Source organism: Mesorhizobium waitakense (genome assembly GCF_056431085.1).
This window is the reverse complement of record NZ_JBWKME010000218.1, coordinates 17,279-43,220: the sequence shown is the minus strand read 5'-3', so window position 1 is coordinate 43,220 and position 25,942 is coordinate 17,279. Positions and strand designations below refer to the sequence as shown.

Genomic DNA, 25,942 nt, shown 5'->3' with positions numbered 1-25,942 from the left:
CAGAATGGGGGGCGCGGCCCCTCGCGGAGCCGCGCTGTGAGCCAAAGAGGGGATCAGAAGAAGCCGAGCTTCTTCGGGCTATAGCTGACCAGCATGTTCTTGGTCTGCTGGTAGTGGTCGAGCATCATCTTGTGGGTCTCGCGGCCGATGCCGGACTGCTTGTAGCCGCCGAAGGCCGCATGCGCGGGATAGGCGTGGTAGCAGTTGGTCCAGACGCGGCCGGCCTGGATCGCGCGGCCGAAGCGATAGGCGCGGTTGCCGTCACGCGTCCAGACGCCGGCGCCCAGGCCATAGAGCGTATCGTTGGCTATCGCCAGCGCTTCATCGTCGTCCTTGAAGGTCGTGACCGAAACCACCGGTCCGAAAATCTCCTCCTGGAAGATGCGCATCTTGTTGTGGCCCTTGAACACCGTCGGTTTGACGTAATAGCCACCCGCCAGATCGCCGGGCAGGACGTTACGCGACCCGCCGGTCAGCACCTCGGCGCCTTCCTGGCGGCCTATGTCGATATACGACAGGATTTTTTCCAGCTGCTCGGACGAGGCTTGGGCACCGATCATCGTCGCCGGGTCAAGCGGATCGCCCTGCACGATCGCCTCGACGCGCTTGAGGGCGCGTTCCATGAAGGTGTCGTAGATCGATTCATGGATGAGCGCACGGCTTGGGCAGGTGCAGACTTCGCCCTGGTTCAGCGCGAACATGACGAAGCCTTCGATCGCCTTGTCGAAGAAGTCATCGTCCTCGGCGACAACATCCTTGAAGAAGATGTTGGGCGACTTGCCGCCCAGTTCCAGCGTGACGGGGATCAGGTTCTGGCTGGCATATTGCATGATCAGCCGGCCCGTCGTCGTCTCGCCGGTAAAGGCTATCTTGGCAATGCGCGGCGAGGATGCGAGCGGCTTGCCGGCCTCGAGGCCGAAACCGTTGACGATGTTGAGCACGCCTGGCGGCAGCAGATCGCCGACAAGATCGGCCCAGAGCAGGATGGCCGCCGGTGTCTGCTCGGCAGGCTTCAGCACGACGCAGTTTCCGGCTGCAAGCGCGGGAGCAAGTTTCCAGCAGGCCATCAGCAGCGGGAAGTTCCACGGGATGATCTGGCCGACCACGCCGAGCGGCTCGTGGAAATGATAGGCGACGGTATCGTCGTCGATCTGGGAAAGGCTGCCTTCCTGGCCGCGCACGGCGCCGGCGAAATAGCGGAAATGGTCGATGGCGAGCGGCAGGTCGGCGGCGGTCGTTTCACGGATTGGCTTGCCGTTGTCCCAGGTTTCGGCGCATGCGAGGAGATCGAGGTTTTCCTCCATGCGATCGGCGATGCGGTTGAGGATAAGCGAGCGCTCGGCGACGCTGGTGCGCCCCCAGGCGTCCTTGGCGGCGTGCGCGGCGTCCAGCGCTGCCTCGATGTCCTGCGCATCCGAACGCGCCACCTCGCACAGCAGCTGGCCGTTCACCGGCGAGTGGTTTTCGAAGTAGCGGCCGGAGCGCGGCTCGGCCCATTTGCCGCCGATGAAATTGCCGTAACGCTTGTCGAAGGGCGCCTTGACCGAGCGTGAGAATTCTACCTTGTTCATGTGTCTTCCTCCCAGAGCTGACGCCGCGGAATGCGACGCTTGGGAAGGGAGACTTGCGATTTCCGCCGCTATTGTCACCGTGCCGAGGACAGCGGGCGGGCGGCATGTGTCGCAGAATTGCGACAGTCATGCGAGGATTCGGAAGGTCAGTGAGGCCTGTGCACATCCAGGCGGTTGAGCTTGCGGTGCAGCGTCGCCCGGCTGATGCCAAGCGCCTGGGCCGCAGCAGAGACATTTCCGTCTGCTCGCGCCAGCGCCCGCTGCAACACGCCGCGTTCAGCCTCGGCGAGGACTTCTGGGCCGCTCTCGCCCCAACCAAGCAGATCTGCGGCGGGCATCGGCCTGTCGAGACACCGTTGCGTAATTCCAAGCGCCAGGCGTGCCGAACGGGTCGCGCCGACCACAAGGTCGTCCGCATCAACCGCGATCAGCGCGCCCGAACCTCTGTCGGTCACCGGCGCCAGCAGAATTCGCGCCTTCGGGAATGCTATCCTGAAGTTCTCCGCCTCGATCCGACGCACCGCGTCGACCACGGCCACCGAGATAAGGTTGGCGAAGGCTTCGGTCAGATCGGCCCGGCAGGAAGACACGTCAAGCGCAGCCACAAGATCCCCCTGGTGATCGTAGATCGGAGCGGTGGTACAACTGAGCCCCGTGTTGCGCGTATGAAAATGCTGGTCGCGATGGATTGTCAGTGCGCGCTGTTCAACCAGGCAGGTGCCGATCCCGTTGGTGCCCTGGCTCTGTTCGTTCCAGACGGAGCCGGTCCACAAGCCCCAGGAATGAAACGTCTCGTCATCCACTGGGGCGCCGCGCCGTTCGACCGGCACGCCGTCGCGGTCGGCGAGAAGGACGCAGCACCCGACGCCACCCACGGCAAGATAGAGCCGGTCCAGACTCGATTGGGCAGCACGGACGAGCGGCTCGCTGCGTTGCCGGGCCTCTCCGAATTCCGCCTCTGTAAGATAACGTGGGGGACTGCAATCGGTCGGATTGAGCCGATGCAAATTGGAAGACCGTCGCCAGGAGGCAACCAGCGCGGACTTCGCCGCGGCGTCCGAAGCGATCGCGGCCTGAATGCGGTCGGCATGATGACCGGATAGATCCTCGCCCATGCTTATCCTCCCAAACCTCAACTCTCCCTTTCAGGCCCTGGATCAGGTCAACTGCAAGACAGGGTCAAGCTGTCATTGCGCCCGCTTTTCCGCTTTCAATCGTCACACTGTCAATTCGTCGGAAGAACTAGAAGGGCAAACCACTCCCCACCATGCTTGGCCGAGCCGATGGTCATTCTCGCCCCGAACGTTCGAACATCCTTGTCGAAGCGAACCGTTCGATTGACGTCCTGACAGCGTACTCAAACCAGATTGGGCATTCATTGATCGAGAGCAAAGTCTCACACGAACGCCGCCTGGCGACATCGCATGGATTTTCTCGATGCTCCGGATCACAAGCCGGACTGGCGAAGATTGGGACGCGGAACCGCGTGGCGGAGAAACGGCCTTCAGAAGGGCGTCAGAGCAGAAGCTCTGACGCAAGAAGGCCAAGGTGCCGTATCAGGAGCGATATGGGGTCGGCTCAACGCCGTTGAAGAAGGTCCAGAAACTCTCATAGACCAGATCAGGCCGGTGCTCGGCTGGATAGTGACCTGTCGGAATGGCCCAGCCCCTGAGGTCGGGCGCCCAGGGCGTCCAAGCTTCAATCGGTGTCAGGTGACGGCCAACATGGCTGTTGCTGCCCCAGATCACCATGACCGGGCACTGGATCGTCTTCTTGCCGAAATCGGCTGTGTCCATGGCGAGGTCGAGCGTCACGGTCGCGCGGTAGTCCTCGCACACGGCGTGGATCTGCTCAGGCGTGGTGCAGCGTGCATACTCCTTGAAGGCTTCCGGCGTGAATATCTCCAGGCCCACGCCTTTCTTGTTGAGCTTGTAGTTGATGTAGTAGTCGAGGTCGGCACAGATCAGCTTCTCGGGGAAGGGCGCCTTCTGCGCCATGAAGAACCAATGATAGCTCTCCAGCCCCCATCCAAGGGTGACGTTGGTCAGGAGATGGTAGGTCGGGATGATATCCAGCGCGCAGAAACGGGTGATCCTGGCGGGCTGATCGAGCACCATCCGAAACCCGACGCGGGCACCGCGGTCATGGCCAGCAAGCGCGAACTTTTCAAAGCCAAGCGCGCTCATCACATCGAAGGCGTCTTCGCCCATGGCGCGGAAGCTGTAGGAGGCATGGTCCGCACCGCCGTCGGGTTTCGAGCTGTCGCCATAGCCGCGCAGGTCGATGGCGACCACCGTGAAGGATTTTGCCAGAGAGGGCGCGATGCGATGCCAGCTGACATGCGTCAACGGGTTGCCGTGAACAAGCAGCAATGGTGGGCCTGATCCCGCGACGGCGACATTGATCTCGGCGCCCCTGGTCTTGATCCTCCTGTAGGAGAACCCCTCCATCAGGCTTCCATGCTTGCCTTCCAAAGGCGGCATAGAGGATTCGGCGGCGACTTCCGAGGCGTTTTGGCTGTCCATAGTGCTCTCCAGATAAGGTCATCCTTAGCCTCGCCTTGAAATTGAATACTGTCAACAATTTTCAGTTGACTTTTCTTGGATGCGGCGCAACATGGCTTCAAAGCGGTCACGAAGCCAGCCTTGCGCGGCCGATATCGGGTGGCCTCACCACCGTCGAGCCGAAGGGGGCATGTCCATGGAAAATCCAGATAAATCCTCGCGCAAAACCGCTTCACCCCTGCCTCGTCTGGCCTTGCTGCTTGGTGATATGACCGGTATCGGCCCGGAGCTCGTTGCTCGCGTGCTGTCGGACGGTAGGCTCTCCGACGTGGCGCGCATTGTCGTCCTTGGCGACCAGCGTGTCCTGGAGATGGGCGCCCGCGACGCCGGCGTAGCGCTTTCGCTCAAGACCGTCCCGGATGTTGCATCCATCGATTGGAATGCATCAGAAACACCTGTCATCGACCTTGGTAACATCGACCCGGCGGCCTTGCCGCGCGGCGTGGTTTCACCGGAGTCGGGCAAGCTGACAGGGGACACCTTGGCCGAGGCGGTGCGGCTGGCGATGAAAGGCGACGTCGATGGCATCACCTTCGCGCCGCTGAACAAGGCAGCGCTTCATGCCGGCGGCTGGAAATTTCCCGACGAGCACAAGATGTTTGCTCATCTGTTGGGACACAAAGGCTATTTCTCCGAGATGAACGTGCTCGACGGCCAATGGATGTCGCGCGTCACCTCGCACGTGTCGCTGCGCACGGCTCTCGATCAGATCACCCATGACAGCATCATCGAGGCAATCGAACTGGTTAACCGCACCATGCAGCGCGCCGGTATGGACAAACCGCGCATCGCCGTTGCGGCCCTTAACCCTCATGCCGGCGAGAACGGGCTGTTTGGCCGTGAGGAAATCGACCTGATCGGACCGGCGGTCAAGGCCGCGGCGGCAACCGGCATCGACTGCAAGGGGCCTTTCCCGGCCGACACCATCTACATCAAGGCCTTCGCGGGCGAGTATGACAGCGTCGTCGCCATGTACCACGACCAAGGGCAGATCGCGACCAAGCTGCGCGGCTTCAACCGCGGCGTGACCGTCACGGCCGGGCTGGAGACCGTGTTCACCACGCCGGCGCACGGAACCGCCTTCGACATCGTTGGCAAGGGAAGTGCATCGACAGGTGCACTGGAAAACGCAGTCCGCCTCGCGGCTCAGCTAGCGCGCCGCAAGGACGCGCAGCGCGAAGAGGCCGCGGCCTGAGCAATTCCCGTCGATCAGCCTGGAAAGCAAAATGACACAATCCAACAGTTTCCGCATCGCGGTCATCCCAGGCGACGGGATCGGCAAGGAGGTCGTACCCGAAGGCGTGCGTGTTCTGGAAAAGGTCGCGTCGCGCTTCGGCATCGGGCTGTCGTTCGACTGGTTCGATTTCGCCACTTACGACTACTATGCCCGTCACGGCCGGATGTTGCCGGAAGACTGGAAGGACAAGATCGGATCGCATGACGCGATCTTCTTTGGCGCCGTCGGTTGGCCGGCCGGCGTGCCCGATCACGTGTCGCTGTGGGGGTCGCTTCTCCAGTTCAGGCGCGAGTTCGATCAGTATGTCAATCTGCGGCCGGTGCGCCTGATGCCCGGCGTTCCGAGCCCGCTCGTTGGCCGTGGTCCCGGCGATATCGACTTCTGGGTCGTGCGTGAGAACACCGAAGGCGAGTATTCATCGATCGGCGGCCGTATCTTCCCGGGCACCGAGCGCGAAGTGGTTATGCAGGAAACGGTCATGACGCGTATCGGCGTCGATCGCGTGCTGAAATTCGCATTCGAGCTTGCCGCCAAGGGCAAGCGCAAACACCTGACCTCGGCGACCAAGTCGAACGGCATCTCGATCAGCATGCCCTATTGGGACGAGCGCGTTGAGGAAATGGCGAAAGCCTTCCCCGACGTACGCTGGGACAAGTATCACATCGACATCCTGACGGCTCAGTTCGTGCTTCACCCCGATTGGTTCGATGTGGTCGTCGCATCGAACCTTTTCGGCGACATTCTTTCCGATCTCGGTCCGGCCTGCACGGGAACGATCGGCATCGCGCCGAGCGCCAACATCAATCCGGGCCGCAATTTTCCATCTCTGTTCGAACCGGTCCATGGCTCGGCACCGGATATTGCGGGGCAGGGGGTCGCAAATCCGGTCGGGCAGATATGGTCGGCGGCGATGATGCTTGACCACCTCGGGCATGCTGAAGCAGCTGCCGGGATTGTATCGGCCATCGAGACCGTTTTGGCCGAGCCTTCGCTGCGCACGCGCGATCTCGGCGGCGCTGCAAACACCGTCGAGTGCGGCAAGGCGATCGTCGCCGCGCTCTGACTTTCAAATCGATTTTCTCAAGGCCGAGGACGACGGGTCGCCTGCATTGGCTGGGCTGGCCAATGACGTCCGCGAAACCACCTGTTAGGTAGCCGGGATTGCGGCCTGCGGGATCGCCGCGGTGTCTTCGAGGCTCTCGATATCCCAGCACAGGTCGCGCAGACGCGCCGTTGCCTTTGCACCCAGAACCGGTTCGGCCAGTCCGTCGAACTTTGCGTTGAGGTCGTCGTCGGTCATCGGCCGCGCCAGGCTGCCGATTGCATGCTCGACATGCCTCTTGAGCACGCGACCATCCCTGACCTTGATCGTGACGTGACATTCGTCTTCAGCGACGCTTTGCGACGCCACCGCGCTGACGCGATCGCGCAGCGCAATGACCTGCTTATCGCGCACGTTTGCATCGCTATATTCTGCCTCGCCGGCGCGGCCTTCGATGATGGCGACCGCCGCCGAATGGTAGACGCTGAATTTGCCTTCGAGGCCAACCTGCGGGGTCTTCTTGCCGGTCAATTCCAACACCAACGGATCGACTTCCAGCGCAATGCTTTCGATCTCGTCGGCCTTCAGGCCGAATTCATTGCGCAATTGCACGCAGCCGTCGATGATCGGATGGATGACGATGCCGCAAGCGAACGGCTTGTAGGTGTTCAGCGCGATCTCGAAACTCTCGCCCAGGCCTTTGGTGATCTCGTCGAAATTCCGCTCGGTGGACATGACATGGGCAAAACCGCGCGGCGCCTCGAGCACGCGGTTTGACGAGGTGAAGTCGCGTTGCGCCAGCACGGCGGAAAGCAGTCCATTTTGCGCGGCGCGGCCGGGATGGAAACTTTTGCACATGGTTCCGAACATCTCACGAAACCCCGAAGACTGTGTGCCAGCGATGCCGAGCGCCCAGATCATCTGCTGTTCGTTGAGACCGAGCAGGCGGCCTGCCGCAGCGGCGGCGCCGAAAACGCCGGCGGTTCCGGTGATGTGCCAGCCGATGTCGTAGTGCGCGGGATAGACGGCGTTGCCGATGCGGCATTCGACCTCGACGCCGAGGATGAAGGCGTGCAGGAGATCACGGCCGCTCGTTGGTTGCAGCTGCGCTAGGCTGAGGATCGCGGAGGCGACCGGCCCCGCCGGATGGATGATGGTCCTCAGATGTGTGTCGTCGAAATCGAAGACATGGCTGGCGATGCCGTTGATGAGCGCGGCGTTCAGGGCGTCCAGCCGTTCGCTACGGCCGAGGATCGCAGCCTGATCCTTGCCGGCGAACGGTGACACCGCGGACAAGGCAATGTCGACGCTCGGATGTTGCGAGCCGCCTACCGCGCAGCCGGTCCAGTTGAGGAAGGAGCGCACCGCTTCGCGCCGGACGTTTGCCGGTACGCTGTCCGCGGATGCCGACACGACATAGCGCGCCAGAATGGCTGTAACGTCCATCATTTGATCTCCCTGGATCGCCGTCGGGCACCGCCCGGTGCATCGGCGTGCTTGCTGATTGGCGTGCATCACGCCATGAAGGCGCCGCCATTGACGTGGAAGGTCTGGCCGGTGATGTAGCGAGCCGCCGGTCCGCAGAGATAGCGCACGAGCAGTGCAACTTCCTCGGGTGTTCCACGCCGCCCGACAGGCGGCAGTTTCCCGGCATGATGAGAAGGCTCTTCGCCGGCACGCCGAGTGTCGATCATGCCAGGCGAAACGCAATTGACCGTGATGCCTTCACCGGCAAGGTCATGGGCGAGCGCCCGGGTGAATCCGGCCAGGCCCGCTTTGGCCGCGACGACATGGGCGCGACCGCTGGCGCCGGTATGAGCCGACAGACCCCCGATGTTGATCACCACGCCTTGTCCCGATTTCTTGAGATGCGGGAGCGCCGCATGGGCAGTGAGGAATGCACCATCGAGGATGATCGAAAGCACCTCGCGCCATTCGGTGAAACTCAGATCCCCGAACGCGGTTTCGCGTCGCACGGCGGCGCTGTTGACGAGAATGTCTATGCCGCCGAACTGCCGGACAGCCGCGCCGACCAGCGCGTCGACGGCATTCGGATCGACGACGTCTGCCAGGACGGCCGTAGCTCTGCCGCCGGCAGCCGTGATCTCGTTGACGACAGCTTCGGCTTCGGCACGAGATGTGCGTGCGTTCACCACCACCGCGGCCCCGGCTCGAGCCAGTTCCAGCGCCATCACGCGGCCGATGTTGCGTCCCGCACCCGTCACGATGGCGACGCGCCCCTCAAGTTCCCGAGCGCCGTTCATGCGATGTCCGTGGTTTTGGCGGCACCGCCGATCGAATGTTCCGTGTCGGCTGCCGCCGGCAGGGTCATGCGGCTCTTGCCGCTCAGCACATGCGCAAACGCTGCCTCCATGGCTGCCGTGGCGTCGCCCGCTCCCAGCGCTGCCACGATGCGGCGATGCTCGATATTGGATACGGTCAAGCCGCCGCCTTGCAGCAGCGCACGCTCCCGAAACAGGTGCAGTTCCTTGACGAGCTCGGAATAGGCTTTGTGCAGCCGGCTGTTCCCGGCAAAGCGCAGGATGGAATCGTGGAATTCCAGATTGAGCGGATAGTAGTTGTCGAGCGAATGCGCGAGAACCGCTTCTTCCATGCGATCTAGTAAACTCTGGAGTTCCGAAATCTGCTCCGGAGTCACCTTGGTCGCCAGCAACCGCGCCGCCGATGCAAACAGGCCTGCTCTCACGTCGTAGAGTTCGGCCGCCTGTTCCTCGCCAATCCTGCGCATGAACACGCCTCGATTGGGCACGAGCTCGAGCAAGCCTTTTTCGGCGAGCGCGCGGCAGACTTCGCGGATCGGGCCGCGGCTCACCGAGAAGCGGATTGCCAGCGAATTCTCGTTCAATCGCTCACCAGGGGCAAATTCTCCCGACAGGATGAGGGTTTCCAACTCACGTCGAAGGACGCTCGTCAGGGAGTGGTTCTGGAGAAATTCAAGCTCGGCCCTCATGGGGTAGTGATCGACTATTTACTGCAAACTGTCAACAGAATACAGTGCCGCCGACGCAGCGATCAAGCACATCCCTGGTCTGAAAGCAGGAAAAATCGGAGGTTTCATGGATCAAATGGATGTCCCGCTGGCGGCTGACACGTCGCCCCCACCAAGCCTCCTTGAGCTCTTCCTGGCGTTCACCAAGCTCGGCATCACCAGCATTGGCGGTGGTGTGAACGGCATGATGCACACGGAATTCGTTGTGAATCGGCGCTGGTTCAGCGACAAACAGTTTCTGTCAGGGCTGGCGCTTAGCCAGTCCCTTCCTGGTGTCAATGTTGCAAACCTGGCGCTCTGGCTCGGGTTTCAATGTCGCGGTGTCGTTGGAGCCGTGGTGGCGCTGGCGGCGGTGGTGCTGCCCCCCGCGGTCGCAATAGTTCTGATAGGAAATATCGTGCTGAGGCTGAGCGCCGATCCCGCGATCGGCGCTATGCTCGTGGGTCTCGCGGTTGCGGCAGCCGGCTTGTCACTGTCAGTCGGCTACCTTGCCATGCGCTATGCCTGTGTCGACGCGGTTTCAATTGCCCTCTTCACGTGCACGCTGATCGGCGCGACCGTCTTTCATTTCTCGGCTCTCGTCGTTGTGGCGGTGCTTGCACCCATCGGCATCGGCGTCGGCTTTGCAAGAAGCCGCCATGAAAGACGATAATCTGCTTGTCAGCCTGTTTCTGGTGTTCGCGCCTCTGTCCTTGATGGCCATCGGCGGGGGGGCCTCCATTCTGGGCGAACTGCAGCACAGCGTTGTCGACAACCAGCATTGGTTGACCAACAAGACCTTTCTCGACATGTTTGCCATCTCCCGCGTTGCGCCCGGACCGGGAACCCTGATCGTCACGCTGATGGGTTGGCATCTTGCCGGATGGGCGGGCGCGATCGTTGCGACGATTGCGATTTTTGCGCCGTCGTCGCTGCTGGTGATCGTGATCGCGCATTTCTGGCACAGCCGCCCCAATGCGGCATGGCAAGGGGCTTTGGTTTATGGCCTGGCTCCGCTCGCCGCCGGGCTGGTGCTGTCAAGCGTGTTCACTCTCTTGAGCAACGCGAAAGGCGGATGGATTGCCTGGTGCGTGGCAATCGTGGTCGCCGTTGCCGCGCGGACAATTCGTTTGGGTCCACTGACGCTGATGGCCGCTGGATCGTTGGTCTTTTGCGGGCTGTTGTGGGCCGCCGGATAGCGCGCCGCAAAGCCATTTCGATTCAACGCAGATGGCAGCGCTTTGCAATTCGTGCAGATAGTCGTCAGTTAATTGTTGACAATTGACAAAATTAGACCGACCTTTAGTAGCAGGCACAAGCGCATCGCGTTTGTGAGGAAATGTTTCGGGAGGACCGATGGCCTTTGTGGAACTCGATAAGCTGACCAAGCGCTACGGCAAGTTGACGGTGGTCAACGCGGTCGATCTCGCTATCGAGAAGGGAAAGCTGGTGTGCCTGCTCGGACCTTCGGGCTGCGGCAAGACCACGACCCTGCGCCTGGTTGCCGGCTTCGTTCAACCGTCGGACGGTCAGATCCGCGTCGGCGGCCGTGTTGTGTCGTCGCCCCACGCCAGCGAGCCGCCGGAAGCGCGCAACATGTCGATGATCTTCCAGAGTTATGCGCTCTGGCCGCATATGACCGTATTCGAGAACATCGCCTACGGCTTGCGGCTTCGTCGCATGGGCAAGGCCGATATTCAGGCAAAGACAGGCCGCATCCTCCAGGCGACCAAGCTCGAAAATCTGGCCGAGCGCTATCCGGGCGAGTTGTCGGGCGGTCAGCAGCAGCGTGTTTCCCTGGCGAGGGCGCTCGTCATCGAGCCGGAGACGCTGCTGCTCGACGAGCCGCTTTCCAACCTCGACGCCAATCTTCGCGAGGAGATGCGGTTTGAGATCCGCCGCCTTCACGACGAGTTCCGCTACACGACCGTTTACGTCACGCACGATCAGACGGAGGCCATGACCGCTGCCGATGTCATCGTGGTGATGAACCAGGGCAATGTCGAGCAGGCGGGTTCTCCCGAAGACATTTACGAGCGACCGCGTTCGGAGTTCGTTGCACAGTTCATCGGCGGCACCAACATCTTCAAGGGCAAGCGGGTCGGAACGGACACCGTCGACTGCGGCAACGGTCTGCTGCTGTGCTGTGGCAGCGGCGACTATGCCGCCAACGGCCAGACCGCCGTATCCGTGCGGCATCACGATCTGCATCTCACCAACGAGAAACCGAAAGGCGATCCGAGCAACTGGGCCACCGGAAAGGTCGTGCGCCAAGTCTATCTCGGGTCGCATCGTGATTATCTTGTCAATCTATCAGGTGGCGAAACCGTGCGGGCGATCGCGCCTGTCGATGTCGCGGTCCCTGAAAACCAGCAAATTTGGCTTCATTGCCCACCTGATCGTTGCCGGGCGCTCGCACACTAGGGAGAGAGAGAATGTCCAATAAGAAAGTCGCAGCAGGCGCGTTTTTAGCAGCCTTGGCATGGGGGCAATTGGCCTGGGCCGGTCCACCCGAACCCTACAAAGTTACGGACGACCTGGTTGCCGCGGCAACCAAGGAAGCATCGGTCGTCTACTACACCTCAACCGATGTCCAGGTCGCCGAGAAACTGGGCGCGGCATTCGAGGCGCACTATCCAGGCATCAAGGTCCAGGTGGAAAGGGCCGGTTCGGAGCGCGTCTTTCAGCGCATAGGTCAGGAATATTCGAGCGGCATCCACAACGCCGACATCATCGAAACCTCCGACGCATCCCATTTCCTGACGTTCAAGGAGCAGAACTGGCTGACGCCGGCCGTTCCGGAGGATGTCGCCAAGATGTGGCCGGAAAAGGATCGTGATCCCGATGGCTTCTACGCGGCTTTCCGCGCCACGCTGACGGTAATTGCCTACAGGACAGACCTGGTCAAGGAAGGCGACGCGCCGAAGACCTGGACCGACCTGCTCGATCCCAAATACAAAGGCAAGCTGGTGAAGTCGCATCCAGGCTACAGTGGCAACGTGATGACCGCCACCTACGCACTCAGCCAGCTTCTCGGATGGGACTATTTCGAGAAATTGGGCAAGCAGGGTGTGATGCAGGTTCAGTCCTCGACGGAGCCGCCGAAGGTCCTCGCCCAGGGCGAACGTCCGATCCAGGCCGACGGCAACGAATACAACGTCTTCATCCTCCAGGACAAAGGCGTGCCGATCAAGGCGGTCTATCCGGCGGAGGGAACCTCGATCGCTTACGGCAACGCCGCAATCCTGGCTTATGCCCCTCATCCGAACGCAGCCAAGCTGTTCTATTCCTTCATGTTCTCGCAGGAAGCGCAGCAGTTGAATGACGATTTCGGCGGTTTGCGCTCGGTTCGCCCGGACGTGAAGGAGAAATCCAACCGCACGCCGCTCTCCCAGATCAAGCTTCTCGACTCCGATCCGTCGAACGTTCGGGATGCCGTCGAAGAGATCAAGCAGAAGTACGAAGAGTATTTCGGCACGTAAGCAATGGCTCGGCACCGGCCACGGATCGGTGCCAGAATGAGGATCTTGCGATGTCGTCACCGGCGACATCGCCCCATCCCTGGGCATATCGGCGGTTGATCCGCCGACGTCGGATCAAAACTCAGAGGTGACCAGGTGACCATCGCTGCATTGTCCCCCGATACCGCCAATAGGCGACACCTCGGCAGGTTCGATTTGTCGACGCCGCTCTTCGTACTGCTTGCAGTGGTTCTGTGTGTGCTGGTCCTGCTGCCTTTGTTCTGGCTGGGATACTACGCCCTCACCAACAAGGCCGGTTCACCGACCCTGGCGAACCTGGCCCGTCTCTTTACCGATGCCACAATTCGCCGGGCCTTCCTTATTTCGCTGGGCATGGCTGGTTGCGTCGGCGTGTTCTCTTGCCTGGTGGCCACACCACTCGCCTGGCTCGTCGCGCGCACCGACATGCCGGGGCAGCGCCTGGTCCGCAGCCTGGTGACGGCATCCTTCGTGACGCCGCCATTCCTGGGTGCCATTGCCTGGGCGATGCTGGCCGCGCCCAACAGCGGCATCCTCAACAACATCTACCGCTGGGCATTTGGCCTCGATCAATCGCAGGCGCTGTTCAACATCTACACCTTCACCGGACTGGTGTTCGCGGTCACCTGCTACTCGTTCCCCTTCGTCTTCACGCTTGTTGCCAACGCCTTCGACAAGGTACCATCGGATCTCGAGGAAGCGTCGGCGATCCTCGGCGGCAAGCCAGGCACCACATTGCGGCGGGTGACCCTGCCGATGGTGCTGCCGGCGATGCTCGCCGGGTCTCTGGTCGCCATCGTCCAGGCCTTCACCATGTTCGGTTCGCCGGCGATCCTGGCGCTGCCGGCCGGGTTCCATGTTCTCACCACCAAGATCTGGAGCTTCTTCCAGTTTCCTCCACGGCTTGACCTGGCGGCAGCGAGCGCCGTGCCTTTGCTTGTGGTCACAATGCTCTTGCTGTGGGGGCAGAGATGGCTGCTTGGGCGGCGTGGCTATACCGTGCTCGGCGGCAAGAGCGGCACCCCCCGGCGTGTGAAGCTGGGCAACTGGAAATGGCTGGCGGGCGCATACGTCCTGTTCATCCTGTGCGTGACGATCCTGTTCCCCTACCTGGCCTTGCTCAAGGTGGCGCTGACCCACAACATTTCCGAACCGCTCAGCTGGAGTTCCTTGACGCTCCATAACTTCAATTTCGTGTTTTTCGAATTCTCCAGCACGCGGCTCGCCATCTGGAACACCCTGATCCTCGGTCTGGCTACGGCAACGATCGCGACCGGCATAGCCCTTGTCGTGTCCTATCTGGTTGCGCGCCGCGCGGTGCCGGGCGCCTCGCTGCTCGGCATGCTGGCGACCGCGCCGATTGCGATTCCAGGCATTGTGCTGGGCGTTGGTCTTTTCCTGGCCTACGCCAATCCGACTTTCGGCCTCTACGGCACGCTATGGATCCTGCTGATCGCATTCCTGACGATTGAGCTTCCGGCCGGTTATCAGCAACTGTCATCGGCCTTCCATGGCGTCCATCCGGAACTGGAGGAAGCCAGCCGGATTCTCGGCGCCACCCGCCTGAAGACCCTTTGGCAGATCACCGCGCCATTGTTGCGCACCAGCCTGATCGCGGCCTGGTGTTTCGTCTTCATCGGCACCATCCGAGAATTGTCGGCGACGGTCCTGCTGACGACGGCACAGACCAAGCTGGTCTCGGTCATCATCTACGACCTCAACGAAAGCGGCGACTACGGCGCGATTTCGGTGCTTGGTATCCTGCTGCTGGTGGTCTCGTTCACTGTCGTCTTCATAGCCAACAAGGTTCCGGTTCTCGGTGGCGCGGCTCCCAGGAGCGGCAGTTGATAGGATACAGCTTGGTTCCACAGCAATTATCGGCGTTTCGCTTGACAAGAGGAAGTATCGTCTCAGTCATGGGCCCGATTGGACGCGTCGGCATCAATTCGATGAGGGAGACCAAACCATGGATGATGCGCAGGCAACGCGTCGGCGGCCATCGGGGCCGGACCAGGCAAGCGGTATCTTCCGTGACGCATTGAACGGAATTCAGGCCCATGGCTAACGAAACCGAGAACATGCAGGGATTTTCGCCCATCGACTTTTTGCGCACGCGCTCGCTTGCCAATGTCGTGCAGCACGAAATAGAGCGAATGATTGTCGAGGGGGAATTCACACCCAACGAGAGGATCAACGAAAACGCCCTGGCCCAGCAACTCAAGGTCAGCCGGGGACCGATCCGCGAGGCGTGCAGCGCGCTGGCCGCTCTTGGACTGATCCAGGTGATTCCCAATCGCGGGTTTTTCGTGCGCGAACTCAGCGAAGACGAAGCCCGTGATGTCTCGGAGGCCCGTGCCTATATCTTCGCCTGCATGACCATGAGCGTTGCCGAGAGGATCACCGACCCCGAGGTCGTCAGGCTGCGCGCGCTCGTCGACCGCATGGACGCGCTGGCCAAGACCGGTGAGGTGAGCCAGTACTACCCGGTCAATCTGGAATTCCATTCCGAACTGGCCAGGATGTGTGGCAACGCACGCCTGGCGCAGATCTATCTCGGCCTCGCTCGTGAGCTTCATATCCAGCGTTATCGAGCATTGGCGAGTGGCGACGTGCTCGACATATCCAACCGCGAGCATCGGGCAATAGTTGAGGCTGTTGCCGCCCGCGATCCGCAACAGGCTTTCACGGCCGGGCGGGCGCATATCGTCAATGGCACCTCGCGAACGCGCAGGGCCAGCGTCGCTTTGCGCCACGGCTCCGACTGACGCTCACCCATTCCCGTAGTCGAGGTCCGAGGACAGATACCGCGGCAGCATTTGCGTGCCTGCGGTAGCGGCTGTCCGACGAACTGAAAACTTGGTTGCCCTGTCGACAAAAAATTGTTGACAGTTTACCAAAACTGCCTTCCTACTCCTCTGCATCAGGCGGCCATGACATGGAGTCGAGCCTGAACTCGATGCCTGGTTGGCCCGCTACAATTTCGATGGAGAGGACTATCAATGCACGACACCGCACCTGCAGGTCTCACAAATTATGTGGCGGAATTCGTCGCGTCGGCCACTCCGGAAGATCTGCCGGACGACGTCGTGGCCCTTGGCAAGAAGTCGATACTGGACGGCATTGGGCTGGCTCTTTCAGGCTCGGTCGCGCAAAGCGGCGACCTCGTCCGCCGCCATCTCGATGAGCTCGGACTGATGCCGGGCGCCGCGACCGTAATCGGAGCGGGCCGCAAGGTTGCACCGCGCTTTGCGGCATTCGCGAATGGTGTCGGCATCCATGCCGATGACTATGACGACACCCAGCTGGCCGTCGCCACGGATCGCGTCTACGGCTTGCTGACCCACCCCACGGCGCCGGCATTGCCCGCTGCTCTGGGCATTGGCGAACAGGTGGGCGCCTCGGGCAAGCAGGTCATGCTGGCGTATCATCTCGGCGTCGAGGTCGAGTGCAAGATCGCCGAAGCCATCGCGCCCCGCCACTATCAGACGGGATTTCACGCGACGGCCACCTGCGGAACGTTTGCCGCGGCCGCGGCTGCGGCCTGGCTTTTGCGTTTCGACGCGAAAACCACGGCTCGCGCGCTTTCGATCGCAGGCAGCCAGTCGGCTGGTTTGCGTGAGAATTTCGGCACGATGACCAAGCCGTTCCATGCCGGGCGTGCATCGGAAAGCGGTGTCGCCGCCGCACAGTTCGCCGCCCATGGATGGACAGCCACCGACAAGATACTGGAGGCCCCGCGCGGGTTCTTCCAGGCGGCCGGCGGCGGTTACGATGAGAACGCAATTCGCGGACGCCTCGGCGCTCCCTGGACGTTCGCCAACCCAGGCATCTCGATCAAGCCGCATCCCTCGGGGTCGTTGACCCATCCCGGCATGACGGAGATGGCGCGCCTCATCCGTAAGAAGGACATCAAGGCCGGGGATGTGAAGCACGTGCGCATAGGCACCAATTCCAACATGCCGAACGCCCTGATCCATCACCATCCGCATGATGAGTTGCAGGCCAAGTTCTCCATGGAATTCTGCATGGCCATCCTGCTGCTCGACGGAAAGGCCGGGCTTGGCGAATTTACGGATGCGGCAACGCAACGCGACGACGTCAAGGCCATGATCGACAAGGTGGATTTCGTCATCGACGAAAAGGCCGAGAAGGCAGGCTATCACAAGATGACAACGATCATCGACATCACGCTCAATGATGGCCGAGTCATCCATGGCGAGGCCGATTTCGGCAAAGGCAGCCCCGCCAATCCGATGAGTTATGAAGAAGTCGCCGACAAGTTCCGGGACAACGCGGCTCATGCCCGCCTTGCTCGTTCGGCAGCCGACGAGGTCGTCGCGCTGGTGCGCGACCTCGAAGAACAGCCCTCGCTCGAACGCTTGATGGCCCTGGTCGCCAAGGCCGGCTGACGGTCTTCGTGGTGTTACGCCGCAGCCGGCATTCAGAAAGGTTGGTTCGATGGCCCATCTCACGATCGGCATCCTCAATGGCGATGACATCGGACACGAAATCGTGCCCGCTGCCGTGCGCATCGCCCGGGCCGCCGCGGCGCGAACGGGTCTCGACATCGACTGGCGACCGATGCCGATTGGCCGCTCGGCACTCGACACACACGGCTCGACGATGCCCGACGGCACGCTCGAGACGCTTTCGACACTCGATGGCTTCATACTCGGTCCGATCGGACATCGCGCCTATCCAAAGGTGATTGGCGCGATCAACCCGCATCCCATCTTGCGCAAGCACTTCGGCCTTTTCGCCAACGTCCGTCCGACGCGCTCGTTTCCCGGACTTGGCGCGCTGTTCGACGATGTGGATCTCGTCATCGTTCGGGAAAACAATGAGGGCTTTCAGCCGGATCGCAATGTGGTTGCCGGTTCGGGAGAATTTCGTCCAACGCACGATACGACCATTTCGGTCCGCGTCATCACCCGTGCCGGCAGCTATCGCGTGGCCAAGGCCGCACTCGAACTTGCCAGAACCCGGCGCAGGAAGCTGACGATCGTTCACAAGGACACCGTGTTCAAGCTCGGCTGCGGCATGTTCGTGGAGGAGTGCTACCGGGCCGCCGAGCTGTTCCCAGACGTCGCTGTCGACGAGGTGATCGTCGACACCTTCGCCATGCGATTGCTTCGCGATCCCCAGACATTCGATGTCGTCGTCACCACAAACATGTTCGGCGACATACTGAGCGACGAGGCAGCAGGCCTCGTCGGCGGGCTCGGCATGGCGCCCGGCCTGTGTATCGGTGAAGGCAACATAGCCATGGCACAGGCGGCGCACGGGTCTGCTCCCGATATTGCCGGAAAGGGCATCGTCAATCCCTATGCGATGGTCGAATCCACCCGCATGCTGCTGGAGTGGCTCGGCCACAACCGCGGCATTGCCGAGGCGCTCGCCGCGGCGTCCATGATGGCGCAAGCCACCATTGCCGCGCTCTCGCGGCCCGAAACGCGCACGGGCGACATACGTGGGATCACCAACACCGAAGGAATGACCAGCGCCATCGTCGCTGCCATCGAGAAGGAATCTGAAAATGTCCTTGCATAAGATCGCTGTCATCGGCGGCGATGGTATCGGCCCGGAGGTGGTTGAGGCCGGCGTCAAGGTGCTGGAAACGCTGGCAGACGTCGAGCCAGGCCTTGCCTTCGATTTCAAGCGCTTTGACTGGGGCTCGGACTATTATCGCCGCAACGGCCGCATGATGCCGCAAGATGGTCTGGCTCAGATCGAGGGCTTCGATGCCATCTATTTCGGTTCGGTCGGTGATCCGAACCTTCCCGACGATATCACGCTCTGGGGTCTGCGTCTGGCCATCTGCCAGGGGTTCGACCAATACGCCAATGTGCGGCCGACGCGTCTCTTACCCGGACTGACCGGTCCGCTGCGCCTCGAACTCGGCAAGCAGATAGACTGGGTGATCGTCCGCGAAAACAGCGAGGGCGAATATGCCGGCGTCGGCGGTCGCGCCCATCGCGGCCTGCCGATCGAGGTCGGCATGGATGTCGCCGTCTTTACCCGCACCGGCATTGAACGGATCGCCCGCTTTGCCTGCGATCTTGCCATGTCGCGCCCCCGCAAGCTGCTGACCGTGGTGACAAAGTCGAATGCACAGCGCCATGGCATGGTGCTCTGGGACGAAGTCGTGCGCGAAGTGGTGCGCGACCACCCTGGTCTGACTGTCGACTGGATGCTGGTCGACGCGATGACCCAGCGCATGGTCAACAAGCCTGGAAGCATCGACACGGTCCTGGCGACCAACCTCCACGCGGATATCCTTTCCGACCTGGCTGCAGCACTTGGCGGGTCGCTCGGCATCGGCTCGACATCGAACATCGATCCGTCGCGCAATCGTCCGTCGATGTTCGAACCCATCCATGGTTCGGCCTTCGACATTACCGGCAAGGGCGTCGCCAATCCGCTTGGATCGTTCTGGACGGCGAGCTTGATGCTGGACCATCTTGGTGAGCAGGCTGCATCGCGACGTCTCATGGTTGCGATCGAAACCGTTACCGGTCGAGGAGAATATCTAAGCCCGGATCTTGGTGGCGCAGCCAACACCGCCGAAGTAACGGCCGCGGTGATTGCCGCGCTTGCAGGCGTGAACAGTCCAGGATCCTGAGGCTTGCCCGGACAGAAGTGTTGTGGGCGCGGGGACTGTCCTGTCAACCACCGAGGCCGTCGCGGATCGCGCTGAAATAGCGGTCGGTTCCGACCTGTCCGCCCTTCAGCGCAACCTCCAGTCCGTCGATCGCCGCAATGCGCGAATGGGCGACGCATAGCGGGGACCCTGGCGAGGCAGGCAGCGGCATCCGCACAGTCAGGGCGTCGATGCCCATCTGGCCGAGCGCGTGGCTCGAGGTATCGCCGCCGGCGATGACCACGCGCCGCAGTTTCTGTTCGATCGTTAGCGCGCGAAGCAGTTCGCCGAGACCGCGACCGAGCTTGTGGCGGGCGCCTTCCTGCCGGTCGATTTCGGCGCCCCTGTCGGCGGCGGGGCCAAGCGCGGTGTAGAGGATGACGCTGCGCCCGGCTTGCAAGCTGGCGCGGCCGCTTGCTGCCGCACGCGCGATCACCTGCTCGGAAGCCTCCGAAACCAGTTCGACAGGATCGACCTCGATGCCGTCGAAACCGTCGCTCAGGGCATACCGGATCTGTCGTTCGGTGGTCGGCGAGCAACTGCCCGATGCGACGGCGATCCGGTCGGCAGCACCCGGCGGTGTGAAGCCTGGTCCAGTGCTGACGATGTCATTCGAAGCCCATTCGGCCAGCAACGCGTACTCGATGCCGGACGAGCCAACGACAAAGGAGCCGCCTGGCTTGCGGATGCGCCAGATCTCTTTGCCGGCCAGTGCCTGGGTCCCGTGGCTATCGACGTCGATAAGCACGATAGCCGCGCCATTCGCCACGAGGCGCTCGAATGCCTGCGATCGTGACGCGGATTGCAGGGTTGCCAGGTCGAGCAATCCCGAGGCAAGCCCGGTCTGCCTCGACAGGTGAATCAGAAGGTCGGATTCATCCATTGGCGTCGTCGGGTGGCGGCTCATCACCGGATGGCGGTCGATGCGGAAATATTGATCGCGATAGGCGGCGAACAGGTTTCCAAAGGCGGTGTACCGCTTGAGCTGCGGCGCGCCGACTAGCAGCGGCACGCTATCCTGACTGAACACTGAGCGGCCGATCTCGATCGCCCGGCCGATGCTGCCGGTCGTTGGGCTGGAATCGAAAGTCGAGCAGACCTTGTAGTGGCAGATCGCTGCGTTCAGCGTCTTCAGCCAGGTGAAAGCGTCCTTGAGATGCGTGTCCATCCAGTGCGGCGTCTCGCTGCGGCTGGTGCCGGCCAATCCGATGGCCTGGCAATGTGAGAAACGCGAAAGTTGGGCTTTGTCCGGCTGGCGCATGAACAGCACCGTTTGCACGCCGCCGAGCTCGAGCGCTTCCATGACGTCGGTCGAGCCGGTGAGATCGTCGCCATAGTAGCTGAGCAGCAGGTTCTGCATGGCGTCAGGCCGCCCTGCCATCGCCGAATTTGTCGATCGACCGTGCCAGTTCTGGATGAGTCAGGGCGAAGTCCGCCAGCGGAATGCCGTCTACCGCTGCCTGCCAGGCTTGCTGCACTGCGCGCACGCCGGCGCCCGGCCCGTCCGGATGGCTGACAATGCCGCCGCCGCAGAGATAGAGCAGATCGACCGTGCGTCCGGTTCGCTGGTAGGTCTCCGGCGCCTGCCCACCCCATTGGCCCGAGCCCGCCACCGGCAGGGCGCAATCATCGGGCGACAAGATCGGCGTGGTCACCGCCTTGAAGGATTCGACGAAGGATGCATCCGGCTCCCAGTATTTCGAGGCGATGCCGTTGATCTGGAACTGGTCGACGCCGAGCAGCCGCCAGAATTGCTGCCAGACCTTGAAATCCATGCCGAGGCCGGGATGGCGGGTGAGGATGTCCCAGCCATTGCGGTGGGCGTGCAGCACCAGGCTGGAGCGCTTCCTCAGGAACGCCATGCCGCCGAAGCCAATCGAATTGATGTTGACCACCGCGCAATTGCCGCCGGCCTTCGCCACCAGGTCGTGGTTGCGCATCATCTCGTCAGGGTCAGCATGCGAAATGCCGAAGGCATACATCACCTTCTTGCCGGCCTTCTGCTCGTGGTCGAGGATCAGCGGCATGATCGCCTTCACTCGCTCGGCCAGCGGCGAATAGGCCGGGCTCATCAGCTTCTCGTCGTCCTTGATGAAATCGACGCCAGCTTCGATCAGCTCGCCCACCATCGCCGCCGTCTCGTGCGGCCGCAGCCCCAGCGCCGGCTTGACGATGGTGCCGATGATCGGGCGCTCCTCGACGCCGGTCAGCCGGCGGCTGCCGGCGACGCCGAACTGCGGGCCTGGATGCGCGCCGCGGAATTGCTCCGGCAGCTTCATGTCGACTATGCGAATGCCGGACAGCCCTTTGATCGAATAGGCACCGCCGATGGCGATGGTCATCAGAGCAGCAAGGTCTGTGCCGATGGCGTCGAGCGGAAATGCGATGTCGACATCGGCGCGCTTGAACGGTCCATCGCCGGCTTCCGGAATGGAGGGCTGCATGGCGTCGGGCAGATGCCGGATCGCCAGGACGCGCGCAGCCACCCTGGCCTTCAGTTCCTCGGTCTCGCCGGGCAGCGCAACGAAGGTGCCGGTCGACTGGTCGCTGGCGATCTTGGCAGCCAGCGCCTCGATGCTGTCTGATGTTTCGATGCGATAGGTGAGGGTGATCATGGTCCGCAGTCTCAAGCCCAGGCGTTCGAAAAAGGTTCACCGATGCCAGAAATCTGGTATAATGAGTACATAAGTATTGCAAGAGATATCCGAGTGGAAGCTGGGGCGGGTCGACCCGACCGCAATTTCCGGGAATTGTGGCGGAAAGTGTTAGATAGGCCGGATCAAGGGAGTGATTCGTGACGATGAACCGTTCCGAACCGATTGTCCGGCGAAAGCTTTCCGACGAGGTCTTCTTGCGGCTGAAGCGCCTGATCACCAGCGGCGAATTGGTGCCGGGCGATGACATGCCCTCGGAGCGCGAACTGATGGAACGCTTCGAAGTCGGCCGTCCGGCGATCCGCGAGGCGATGCAGGCGCTGAGCAATATGGGGCTGGTGGCGATCTCGCATGGCGAGCGCGCCAAGGTGCTGCAGCTGACCGCCAAGTCGATCATCAGGCAGGTCGACGGCGCAGCCAAGATCATCCTGTCGTCGTCGAAAGACACGCTGGAGCATCTCAAGACGGCGCGCATCTTCTTCGAGCGAGGCATGGTCAGGGAAGCAGCCGAAAAGGCCACCGCCGAGGATGTGCAGCGGTTGCGCGCAACCGTCGCCGAGCAGCGCAGCTTTCGCGGTGATTCCGAAGCCTTCATATCCGCCGACATGAAGTTCCATACCCAGATCGCGGCGATCGCGGGCAACCCGATCTATGTCGCAGTCAGCGAGGCGATGCTGGGCTGGCTGAAGGAATATCACACCGAAATGCTGATCTGGACCGGCAAGGAAAAGTTCACGCTGACCGAGCATGAAGAGATCATCGGCCGCATCGAGAACAAGGATGCCGACGGCGCCGAGAAGGCGATGATCAAGCACCTCGAGCGCTCGCGTGCGCTCTATGTGATGAACTCCGAAAAGTGAATCCGCCGGTTCAGCCGAACCGGGTGATCGCGTAGGGCGTCATGACCAGGTGGCCTCTGCCCAGCGCTGAAACGTCGACCGGTACGTCGTCCGCTGTCAGGTTCGCCAGCCACACGATGGTCTGACCGGAAGCGGAGCGCCCGGCCAGCGCCAGCACCTTGGCCTCATCGCTCGTCGTTGCCGCAACATGTGCGAGGCCGGCCAGTTCGCAAAGCCCCTTGATAGCCCTGAAGATCGGCCGGGGTGATCCTTCCGCGACTGGCTCGCCCGGTCCCGCCAGCACGCCGAACGGCCCTGTGAAGCCAGAGAGCGTCAGCATCTCCAGTCCCGCCGGTGCGACGCGTGCCGCATAGCCTATCGTCCATGCGGCCCCGAACAGGCCGGCATGGCGCGGATCGCGGTCGGCCATGGCAATGCGCTGTCCCCCGGGATTGGACTTGGTCGCGCCGCCATAGGGGTTCTGGCGCATGGCAATCGTCGACGGGCCGATCCGGTAGGGTCCTTCTCCGAAGATCGCCCGCACCGATTGGGTGATGAAGGGCAGCGCCTCCAGCGATTGCATGACGCTGAGATCGTCGGCCGCGTGCACGATCGGGCAGGTGCAGTGAGTGACGAAGTCGAGCAGGTCTGCCGGCACGCGTTTGCGGTTGAGTTCGGTGAAATAGCTGAACATGCCGCCGCCGAGACGGAAGTCGGGGAAGGCGCGGCGGGCGGCGGCATAGACGGTTTCCAGCGGTGGGCACTCCGGCCATGCGCTCCCCGGCGGCGTCGACTGCCGGTCGACCGAAGGCGAGACGGCGATGGCCGAAAGTTCTAGCCCTGCCTGGTGCACCATGCTGGCGATGGCAGAAAATTCAGCATCGAGATCGCCCACGCCGGCAACAATGCATTCGAGCGTCGTCCGGGCCGGGTAGGCTGCCGCGACCCGGGCAAAGGATCGCAAGGCGTCGAGCCCATGGCCGCGCGTTGGATCGTAGTGAAACAGCAGCTGTTGCGGGCCGAGTGTCGACAGCGTCAACAGGGTCGTCGGCACCGTCTCGACATCCTCGGGATAGATGATCATGCCGACATCGGGCAGCTTCCTCGGTCCGGCCTCGCCGAGCTTAACGCGGACCGGTTCGTTGGCCATGGCGGCAGCCGGTGCTTTGCCTTCACCGGTGATCAGCAGGCTGATTGTCTGGCTGAGGGGCTGGCCGGCAGGCAGCATATGGGGCCACGGCAAAGTGAGCGGCCGCACATAGGTCTTGTAAGAGGCATCCGACCAGTTGCGCTGGTCCTCCATTTCGAACACGTCGCCTTCCATCCGGCATTCGGCACTGACGCCTGGCCGCACCTCATGCGTGATCGCACGCAAATCCCTGAAAGGCTGCCAGGGGTCGATCAGCAGCGGAAGCTTTGTCGCCACCGTGCTGCCGTCGGTGTGCTCGACCGTCACCGGGCTGCCGGCGAGGCCGGCGATCGGATGCAGGACGCAGAAGCCGCAGCGATTGGTTTCGAAATCGCTTTCGGGAAGGGCGCTGACGTCGAAGACCAGTTGGCCATCGGAGGAGCCCTTGATGGTGGCGCGGAAGCCGAGCCGGCTTGCGTCCGGCCCGGTGCAGCTTGCCGAATAGCGGATCGAAAAAGTGTCATCGCCTTGGTCGATGACTAGGTCGGTCAGTTCGGGCTCGTAATTGCCCCAGTCGCGATCCCTGACGATATAGGCGATGGCCCGCAGCACTTCGGTGCCGCCATGGCGGATGGTGCGCAGATTGCCGTTGACGAAGTCGGCGCTGAGCGCACCGGCGCACAGCCTGACCGGCTCGACCTCGGTCGCATCCGTGCCGTAGAGGTGAAAGGTGTCGGCGGTCATCTGAGCAAAGTGTCGAGCTGCATCGGCTCGCGGCTTGCAGCACCGGCGTAGGCGGCCTCGACCAGTGCGAAGGTCTTGAGGTTGTCGGCGCCCGAGGTCGCGGGCTGTGTTCCCTTCGCCAGGCAGTCGACCCAGTGCCGCTGGATGGCAACGACGCTTTCCTGGATGTTGTGCCAGGGACGCGATGCCCAGGGCAGCAGCGGCGGCGAGACGTCGCTGACCGCCGTGCCGCTTTTGCCGGTGACGGTGAGCCAGTATCCCTGTGCCAGTCGGATCGTGCCGTCGCTTCCGTCGATCTCGATCAGCGTTTCGGGAAACGGTTCGACGGCAAGCGTCGTCGCGTAGCTGCAGTCGACCACCGACGTGGCGCCACTGGCATGGTCCATCAGCATGGTCGCCACGTCCTCGCCGGCGATAGCAGGGTTGATGCGCGCCGTTCGCGTCGTGATCGTCGAGACGTCGCCCAGCAGGAAGCGGGCTATGTCGAGGATGTGGATGCCGAGATCCTCGATGATGAAGCGCTTTCCCGTTGCCAGATAGGGCTGGCCGGAAAACACGTCATAGGCGGAGCGGAACGAGATGCGGCCGAAGAACGGCGTGCCGATCTCGTTGCTGTCGAGTACGGCGCGCACCGCCTGGATTGGCGACTGCCAGCGAAAATTCTCATGCACCATCAGCGGCACGTCGGCATCGGTGCATGCCTTCACCATCGCCTTGGCATCGGCAAGTGTTGGCGCGAACGGCTTTTGACAGATCGCCGGCACGCGGTATTGCGCCGCCATCTCGACCAGCGGACGATGGCTGGGCGCAGTGGTGGCGATATCGACGAAATCCAGGCTTTCGCCGGCAAACAGGGCCATCGCGTCGGTGTAGCGCCGCGCAATGCCGAACTGGTCGCCGACGATCCGCAGCCGGTCCGGATCGCGGTCGCAAATGGCGACGATCGCGGCGCCAGCGATGTCGCGCCAGGCATGCATCTGGTTGACGGCGAAGAAGCCGCAGCCGATCAGCGCTCCCCGCAATTCCACCATGC

General features: G+C 62.3%; 22 protein-coding genes. 12 read left to right on the top strand and 10 right to left on the bottom strand.

Translation table 11 applies throughout. The features are described 5' to 3' along the window. Window positions 1-53 precede the first annotated feature (53 nt). From adh to AC07FD_RS38770, 3 genes are all read right to left on the bottom strand, one after another. On the bottom strand, window positions 54-1,571 hold the full coding sequence (gene adh, locus AC07FD_RS38780) for an aldehyde dehydrogenase (RefSeq protein WP_477303483.1): 1,518 nt from the start codon (window positions 1,569-1,571) through the stop codon (window positions 54-56). Window positions 1,572-1,717: 146 nt separating this feature from the next. Continuing rightward, entirely contained in the window at window positions 1,718-2,686 is a 969-nt protein-coding gene (locus AC07FD_RS38775) for a helix-turn-helix domain-containing protein (protein ID WP_478354098.1), read from the bottom strand. Between the two features lie 441 nt (window positions 2,687-3,127). Further along, on the bottom strand, window positions 3,128-4,096 hold the full coding sequence (locus AC07FD_RS38770) for an alpha/beta fold hydrolase (protein ID WP_478354097.1): 969 nt from the start codon (window positions 4,094-4,096) through the stop codon (window positions 3,128-3,130). Between the two features lie 175 nt (window positions 4,097-4,271). Between AC07FD_RS38770 and AC07FD_RS38765 the strand changes: the two genes are divergently transcribed. Beyond that, window positions 4,272-5,330: a PdxA family dehydrogenase gene (locus tag AC07FD_RS38765; protein WP_478354096.1), complete on the top strand. Its 1,059-nt coding sequence runs from the start codon at window positions 4,272-4,274 to the stop codon at window positions 5,328-5,330. A gap of 31 nt (window positions 5,331-5,361) precedes the next feature. Beyond that, window positions 5,362-6,435 carry a tartrate dehydrogenase gene (locus AC07FD_RS38760; RefSeq protein ID WP_478354095.1) on the top strand — a complete coding sequence of 358 codons (1,074 nt, stop codon included), beginning with the start codon at window positions 5,362-5,364 and terminating at the stop codon, window positions 6,433-6,435. Between the two features lie 84 nt (window positions 6,436-6,519). Here AC07FD_RS38760 and AC07FD_RS38755 read toward each other — a convergent pair whose 3' ends face one another. From AC07FD_RS38755 to AC07FD_RS38745, 3 genes are all read right to left on the bottom strand, one after another. Further along, the gene (locus tag AC07FD_RS38755; protein ID WP_478354094.1) at window positions 6,520-7,863 is read right to left on the bottom strand and encodes an MmgE/PrpD family protein; all 1,344 of its coding nucleotides are present in this window, start codon (window positions 7,861-7,863) and stop codon (window positions 6,520-6,522) included. Between the two features lie 65 nt (window positions 7,864-7,928). Beyond that, on the bottom strand, window positions 7,929-8,678 hold the full coding sequence (locus AC07FD_RS38750) for an SDR family NAD(P)-dependent oxidoreductase (RefSeq protein ID WP_478354093.1): 750 nt from the start codon (window positions 8,676-8,678) through the stop codon (window positions 7,929-7,931). Continuing rightward, window positions 8,675-9,385, bottom strand: coding sequence for an FCD domain-containing protein (locus AC07FD_RS38745; RefSeq protein ID WP_478354092.1), 711 nt, complete (start codon window positions 9,383-9,385; stop codon window positions 8,675-8,677). The genes AC07FD_RS38750 and AC07FD_RS38745 overlap by 4 nt, the downstream gene beginning before the upstream one ends. Before the next feature lie 106 nt (window positions 9,386-9,491). Between AC07FD_RS38745 and AC07FD_RS38740 the strand changes: the two genes are divergently transcribed. The 9 genes from AC07FD_RS38740 to AC07FD_RS38700 all read left to right on the top strand — a co-directional run bounded on the left by AC07FD_RS38740 (window position 9,492) and on the right by AC07FD_RS38700 (window position 19,525). Continuing rightward, window positions 9,492-10,076, top strand: a complete 585-nt coding sequence (locus AC07FD_RS38740) for a chromate transporter (RefSeq protein WP_478354091.1) — start codon at window positions 9,492-9,494, stop codon at window positions 10,074-10,076. Further along, window positions 10,048-10,602, top strand: coding sequence for a chromate transporter (locus tag AC07FD_RS38735; protein ID WP_477288428.1), 555 nt, complete (start codon window positions 10,048-10,050; stop codon window positions 10,600-10,602). Before AC07FD_RS38740 ends, AC07FD_RS38735 begins: the two co-directional genes overlap by 29 nt. Window positions 10,603-10,759: 157 nt before the next feature. Continuing rightward, complete coding sequence (locus AC07FD_RS38730) at window positions 10,760-11,827, top strand: ABC transporter ATP-binding protein (RefSeq protein ID WP_478354090.1); 1,068 nt, start codon at window positions 10,760-10,762, stop codon at window positions 11,825-11,827. A gap of 11 nt (window positions 11,828-11,838) precedes the next feature. Next, window positions 11,839-12,885 (top strand): ABC transporter substrate-binding protein, encoded by a 1,047-nt coding sequence (locus AC07FD_RS38725; RefSeq protein ID WP_095080506.1) that lies wholly within the window; start codon window positions 11,839-11,841, stop codon window positions 12,883-12,885. A gap of 135 nt (window positions 12,886-13,020) precedes the next feature. Beyond that, window positions 13,021-14,751, top strand: coding sequence for an ABC transporter permease (locus tag AC07FD_RS38720; RefSeq protein ID WP_478354089.1), 1,731 nt, complete (start codon window positions 13,021-13,023; stop codon window positions 14,749-14,751). A gap of 209 nt (window positions 14,752-14,960) precedes the next feature. Beyond that, complete coding sequence (locus tag AC07FD_RS38715; protein WP_478354088.1) at window positions 14,961-15,668, top strand: FCD domain-containing protein; 708 nt, start codon at window positions 14,961-14,963, stop codon at window positions 15,666-15,668. A gap of 234 nt (window positions 15,669-15,902) precedes the next feature. Continuing rightward, the gene (locus AC07FD_RS38710) at window positions 15,903-17,312 is read left to right on the top strand and encodes an MmgE/PrpD family protein (RefSeq protein ID WP_478354087.1); all 1,410 of its coding nucleotides are present in this window, start codon (window positions 15,903-15,905) and stop codon (window positions 17,310-17,312) included. A gap of 49 nt (window positions 17,313-17,361) precedes the next feature. Beyond that, entirely contained in the window at window positions 17,362-18,453 is a 1,092-nt protein-coding gene (locus AC07FD_RS38705) for an isocitrate/isopropylmalate dehydrogenase family protein (protein WP_478354086.1), read from the top strand. Beyond that, complete coding sequence (locus AC07FD_RS38700; protein ID WP_478354085.1) at window positions 18,440-19,525, top strand: tartrate dehydrogenase; 1,086 nt, start codon at window positions 18,440-18,442, stop codon at window positions 19,523-19,525. Before AC07FD_RS38705 ends, AC07FD_RS38700 begins: the two co-directional genes overlap by 14 nt. A gap of 43 nt (window positions 19,526-19,568) precedes the next feature. Here AC07FD_RS38700 and AC07FD_RS38695 read toward each other — a convergent pair whose 3' ends face one another. Beyond that, window positions 19,569-20,903 (bottom strand): four-carbon acid sugar kinase family protein, encoded by a 1,335-nt coding sequence (locus tag AC07FD_RS38695; RefSeq protein WP_478354084.1) that lies wholly within the window; start codon window positions 20,901-20,903, stop codon window positions 19,569-19,571. 4 nt (window positions 20,904-20,907) lie between these two features. Continuing rightward, entirely contained in the window at window positions 20,908-22,158 is a 1,251-nt protein-coding gene (oiaX, locus tag AC07FD_RS38690) for a 3-oxo-isoapionate-4-phosphate decarboxylase OiaX (RefSeq protein ID WP_478354083.1), read from the bottom strand. Between the two features lie 185 nt (window positions 22,159-22,343). Between oiaX and AC07FD_RS38685 the strand changes: the two genes are divergently transcribed. After that, window positions 22,344-23,057, top strand: a complete 714-nt coding sequence (locus tag AC07FD_RS38685; protein WP_478354082.1) for a transcriptional regulator NanR — start codon at window positions 22,344-22,346, stop codon at window positions 23,055-23,057. A gap of 10 nt (window positions 23,058-23,067) precedes the next feature. Here AC07FD_RS38685 and apnL read toward each other — a convergent pair whose 3' ends face one another. Next, a complete protein-coding gene (gene apnL / locus AC07FD_RS38680) occupies window positions 23,068-24,909 on the bottom strand; it encodes a D-apionate lactonase (protein ID WP_478354081.1) in 1,842 nt (613 codons plus the stop codon). Beyond that, window positions 24,906-25,940 carry a Gfo/Idh/MocA family protein gene (locus AC07FD_RS38675; protein WP_478354080.1) on the bottom strand — a complete coding sequence of 345 codons (1,035 nt, stop codon included), beginning with the start codon at window positions 25,938-25,940 and terminating at the stop codon, window positions 24,906-24,908. Before AC07FD_RS38675 ends, apnL begins: the two co-directional genes overlap by 4 nt. Window positions 25,941-25,942: the final 2 nt, after the last annotated feature.

Excerpts from the sequence above, each read along its gene's own strand:
- adh (WP_477303483.1), bottom strand. The coding sequence starts at position 1,571 with ATGAACAAGGTAGAATTCTCACGCTCGGTCAAGGCGCCCTTCGACAAG.
- AC07FD_RS38775 (WP_478354098.1), bottom strand. The coding sequence starts at position 2,686 with ATGGGCGAGGATCTATCCGGTCATCATGCCGACCGCATTCAGGCCGCG.
- AC07FD_RS38770 (WP_478354097.1), bottom strand. The coding sequence starts at position 4,096 with ATGGACAGCCAAAACGCCTCGGAAGTCGCCGCCGAATCCTCTATGCCG.
- AC07FD_RS38765 (WP_478354096.1), top strand. The coding sequence starts at position 4,272 with ATGGAAAATCCAGATAAATCCTCGCGCAAAACCGCTTCACCCCTGCCT.
- AC07FD_RS38760 (WP_478354095.1), top strand. The coding sequence starts at position 5,362 with ATGACACAATCCAACAGTTTCCGCATCGCGGTCATCCCAGGCGACGGG.
- AC07FD_RS38755 (WP_478354094.1), bottom strand. The coding sequence starts at position 7,863 with ATGATGGACGTTACAGCCATTCTGGCGCGCTATGTCGTGTCGGCATCC.
- AC07FD_RS38750 (WP_478354093.1), bottom strand. The coding sequence starts at position 8,678 with ATGAACGGCGCTCGGGAACTTGAGGGGCGCGTCGCCATCGTGACGGGT.
- AC07FD_RS38745 (WP_478354092.1), bottom strand. The coding sequence starts at position 9,385 with ATGAGGGCCGAGCTTGAATTTCTCCAGAACCACTCCCTGACGAGCGTC.
- AC07FD_RS38740 (WP_478354091.1), top strand. The coding sequence starts at position 9,492 with ATGGATCAAATGGATGTCCCGCTGGCGGCTGACACGTCGCCCCCACCA.
- AC07FD_RS38730 (WP_478354090.1), top strand. The coding sequence starts at position 10,760 with ATGGCCTTTGTGGAACTCGATAAGCTGACCAAGCGCTACGGCAAGTTG.
- AC07FD_RS38725 (WP_095080506.1), top strand. The coding sequence starts at position 11,839 with ATGTCCAATAAGAAAGTCGCAGCAGGCGCGTTTTTAGCAGCCTTGGCA.
- AC07FD_RS38715 (WP_478354088.1), top strand. The coding sequence starts at position 14,961 with ATGGCTAACGAAACCGAGAACATGCAGGGATTTTCGCCCATCGACTTT.
- AC07FD_RS38710 (WP_478354087.1), top strand. The coding sequence starts at position 15,903 with ATGCACGACACCGCACCTGCAGGTCTCACAAATTATGTGGCGGAATTC.
- AC07FD_RS38705 (WP_478354086.1), top strand. The coding sequence starts at position 17,362 with ATGGCCCATCTCACGATCGGCATCCTCAATGGCGATGACATCGGACAC.
- AC07FD_RS38700 (WP_478354085.1), top strand. The coding sequence starts at position 18,440 with ATGTCCTTGCATAAGATCGCTGTCATCGGCGGCGATGGTATCGGCCCG.
- AC07FD_RS38695 (WP_478354084.1), bottom strand. The coding sequence starts at position 20,903 with ATGCAGAACCTGCTGCTCAGCTACTATGGCGACGATCTCACCGGCTCG.
- oiaX (WP_478354083.1), bottom strand. The coding sequence starts at position 22,158 with ATGATCACCCTCACCTATCGCATCGAAACATCAGACAGCATCGAGGCG.
- AC07FD_RS38685 (WP_478354082.1), top strand. The coding sequence starts at position 22,344 with ATGAACCGTTCCGAACCGATTGTCCGGCGAAAGCTTTCCGACGAGGTC.
- apnL (WP_478354081.1), bottom strand. The coding sequence starts at position 24,909 with ATGACCGCCGACACCTTTCACCTCTACGGCACGGATGCGACCGAGGTC.
- AC07FD_RS38675 (WP_478354080.1), bottom strand. The coding sequence starts at position 25,940 with ATGGTGGAATTGCGGGGAGCGCTGATCGGCTGCGGCTTCTTCGCCGTC.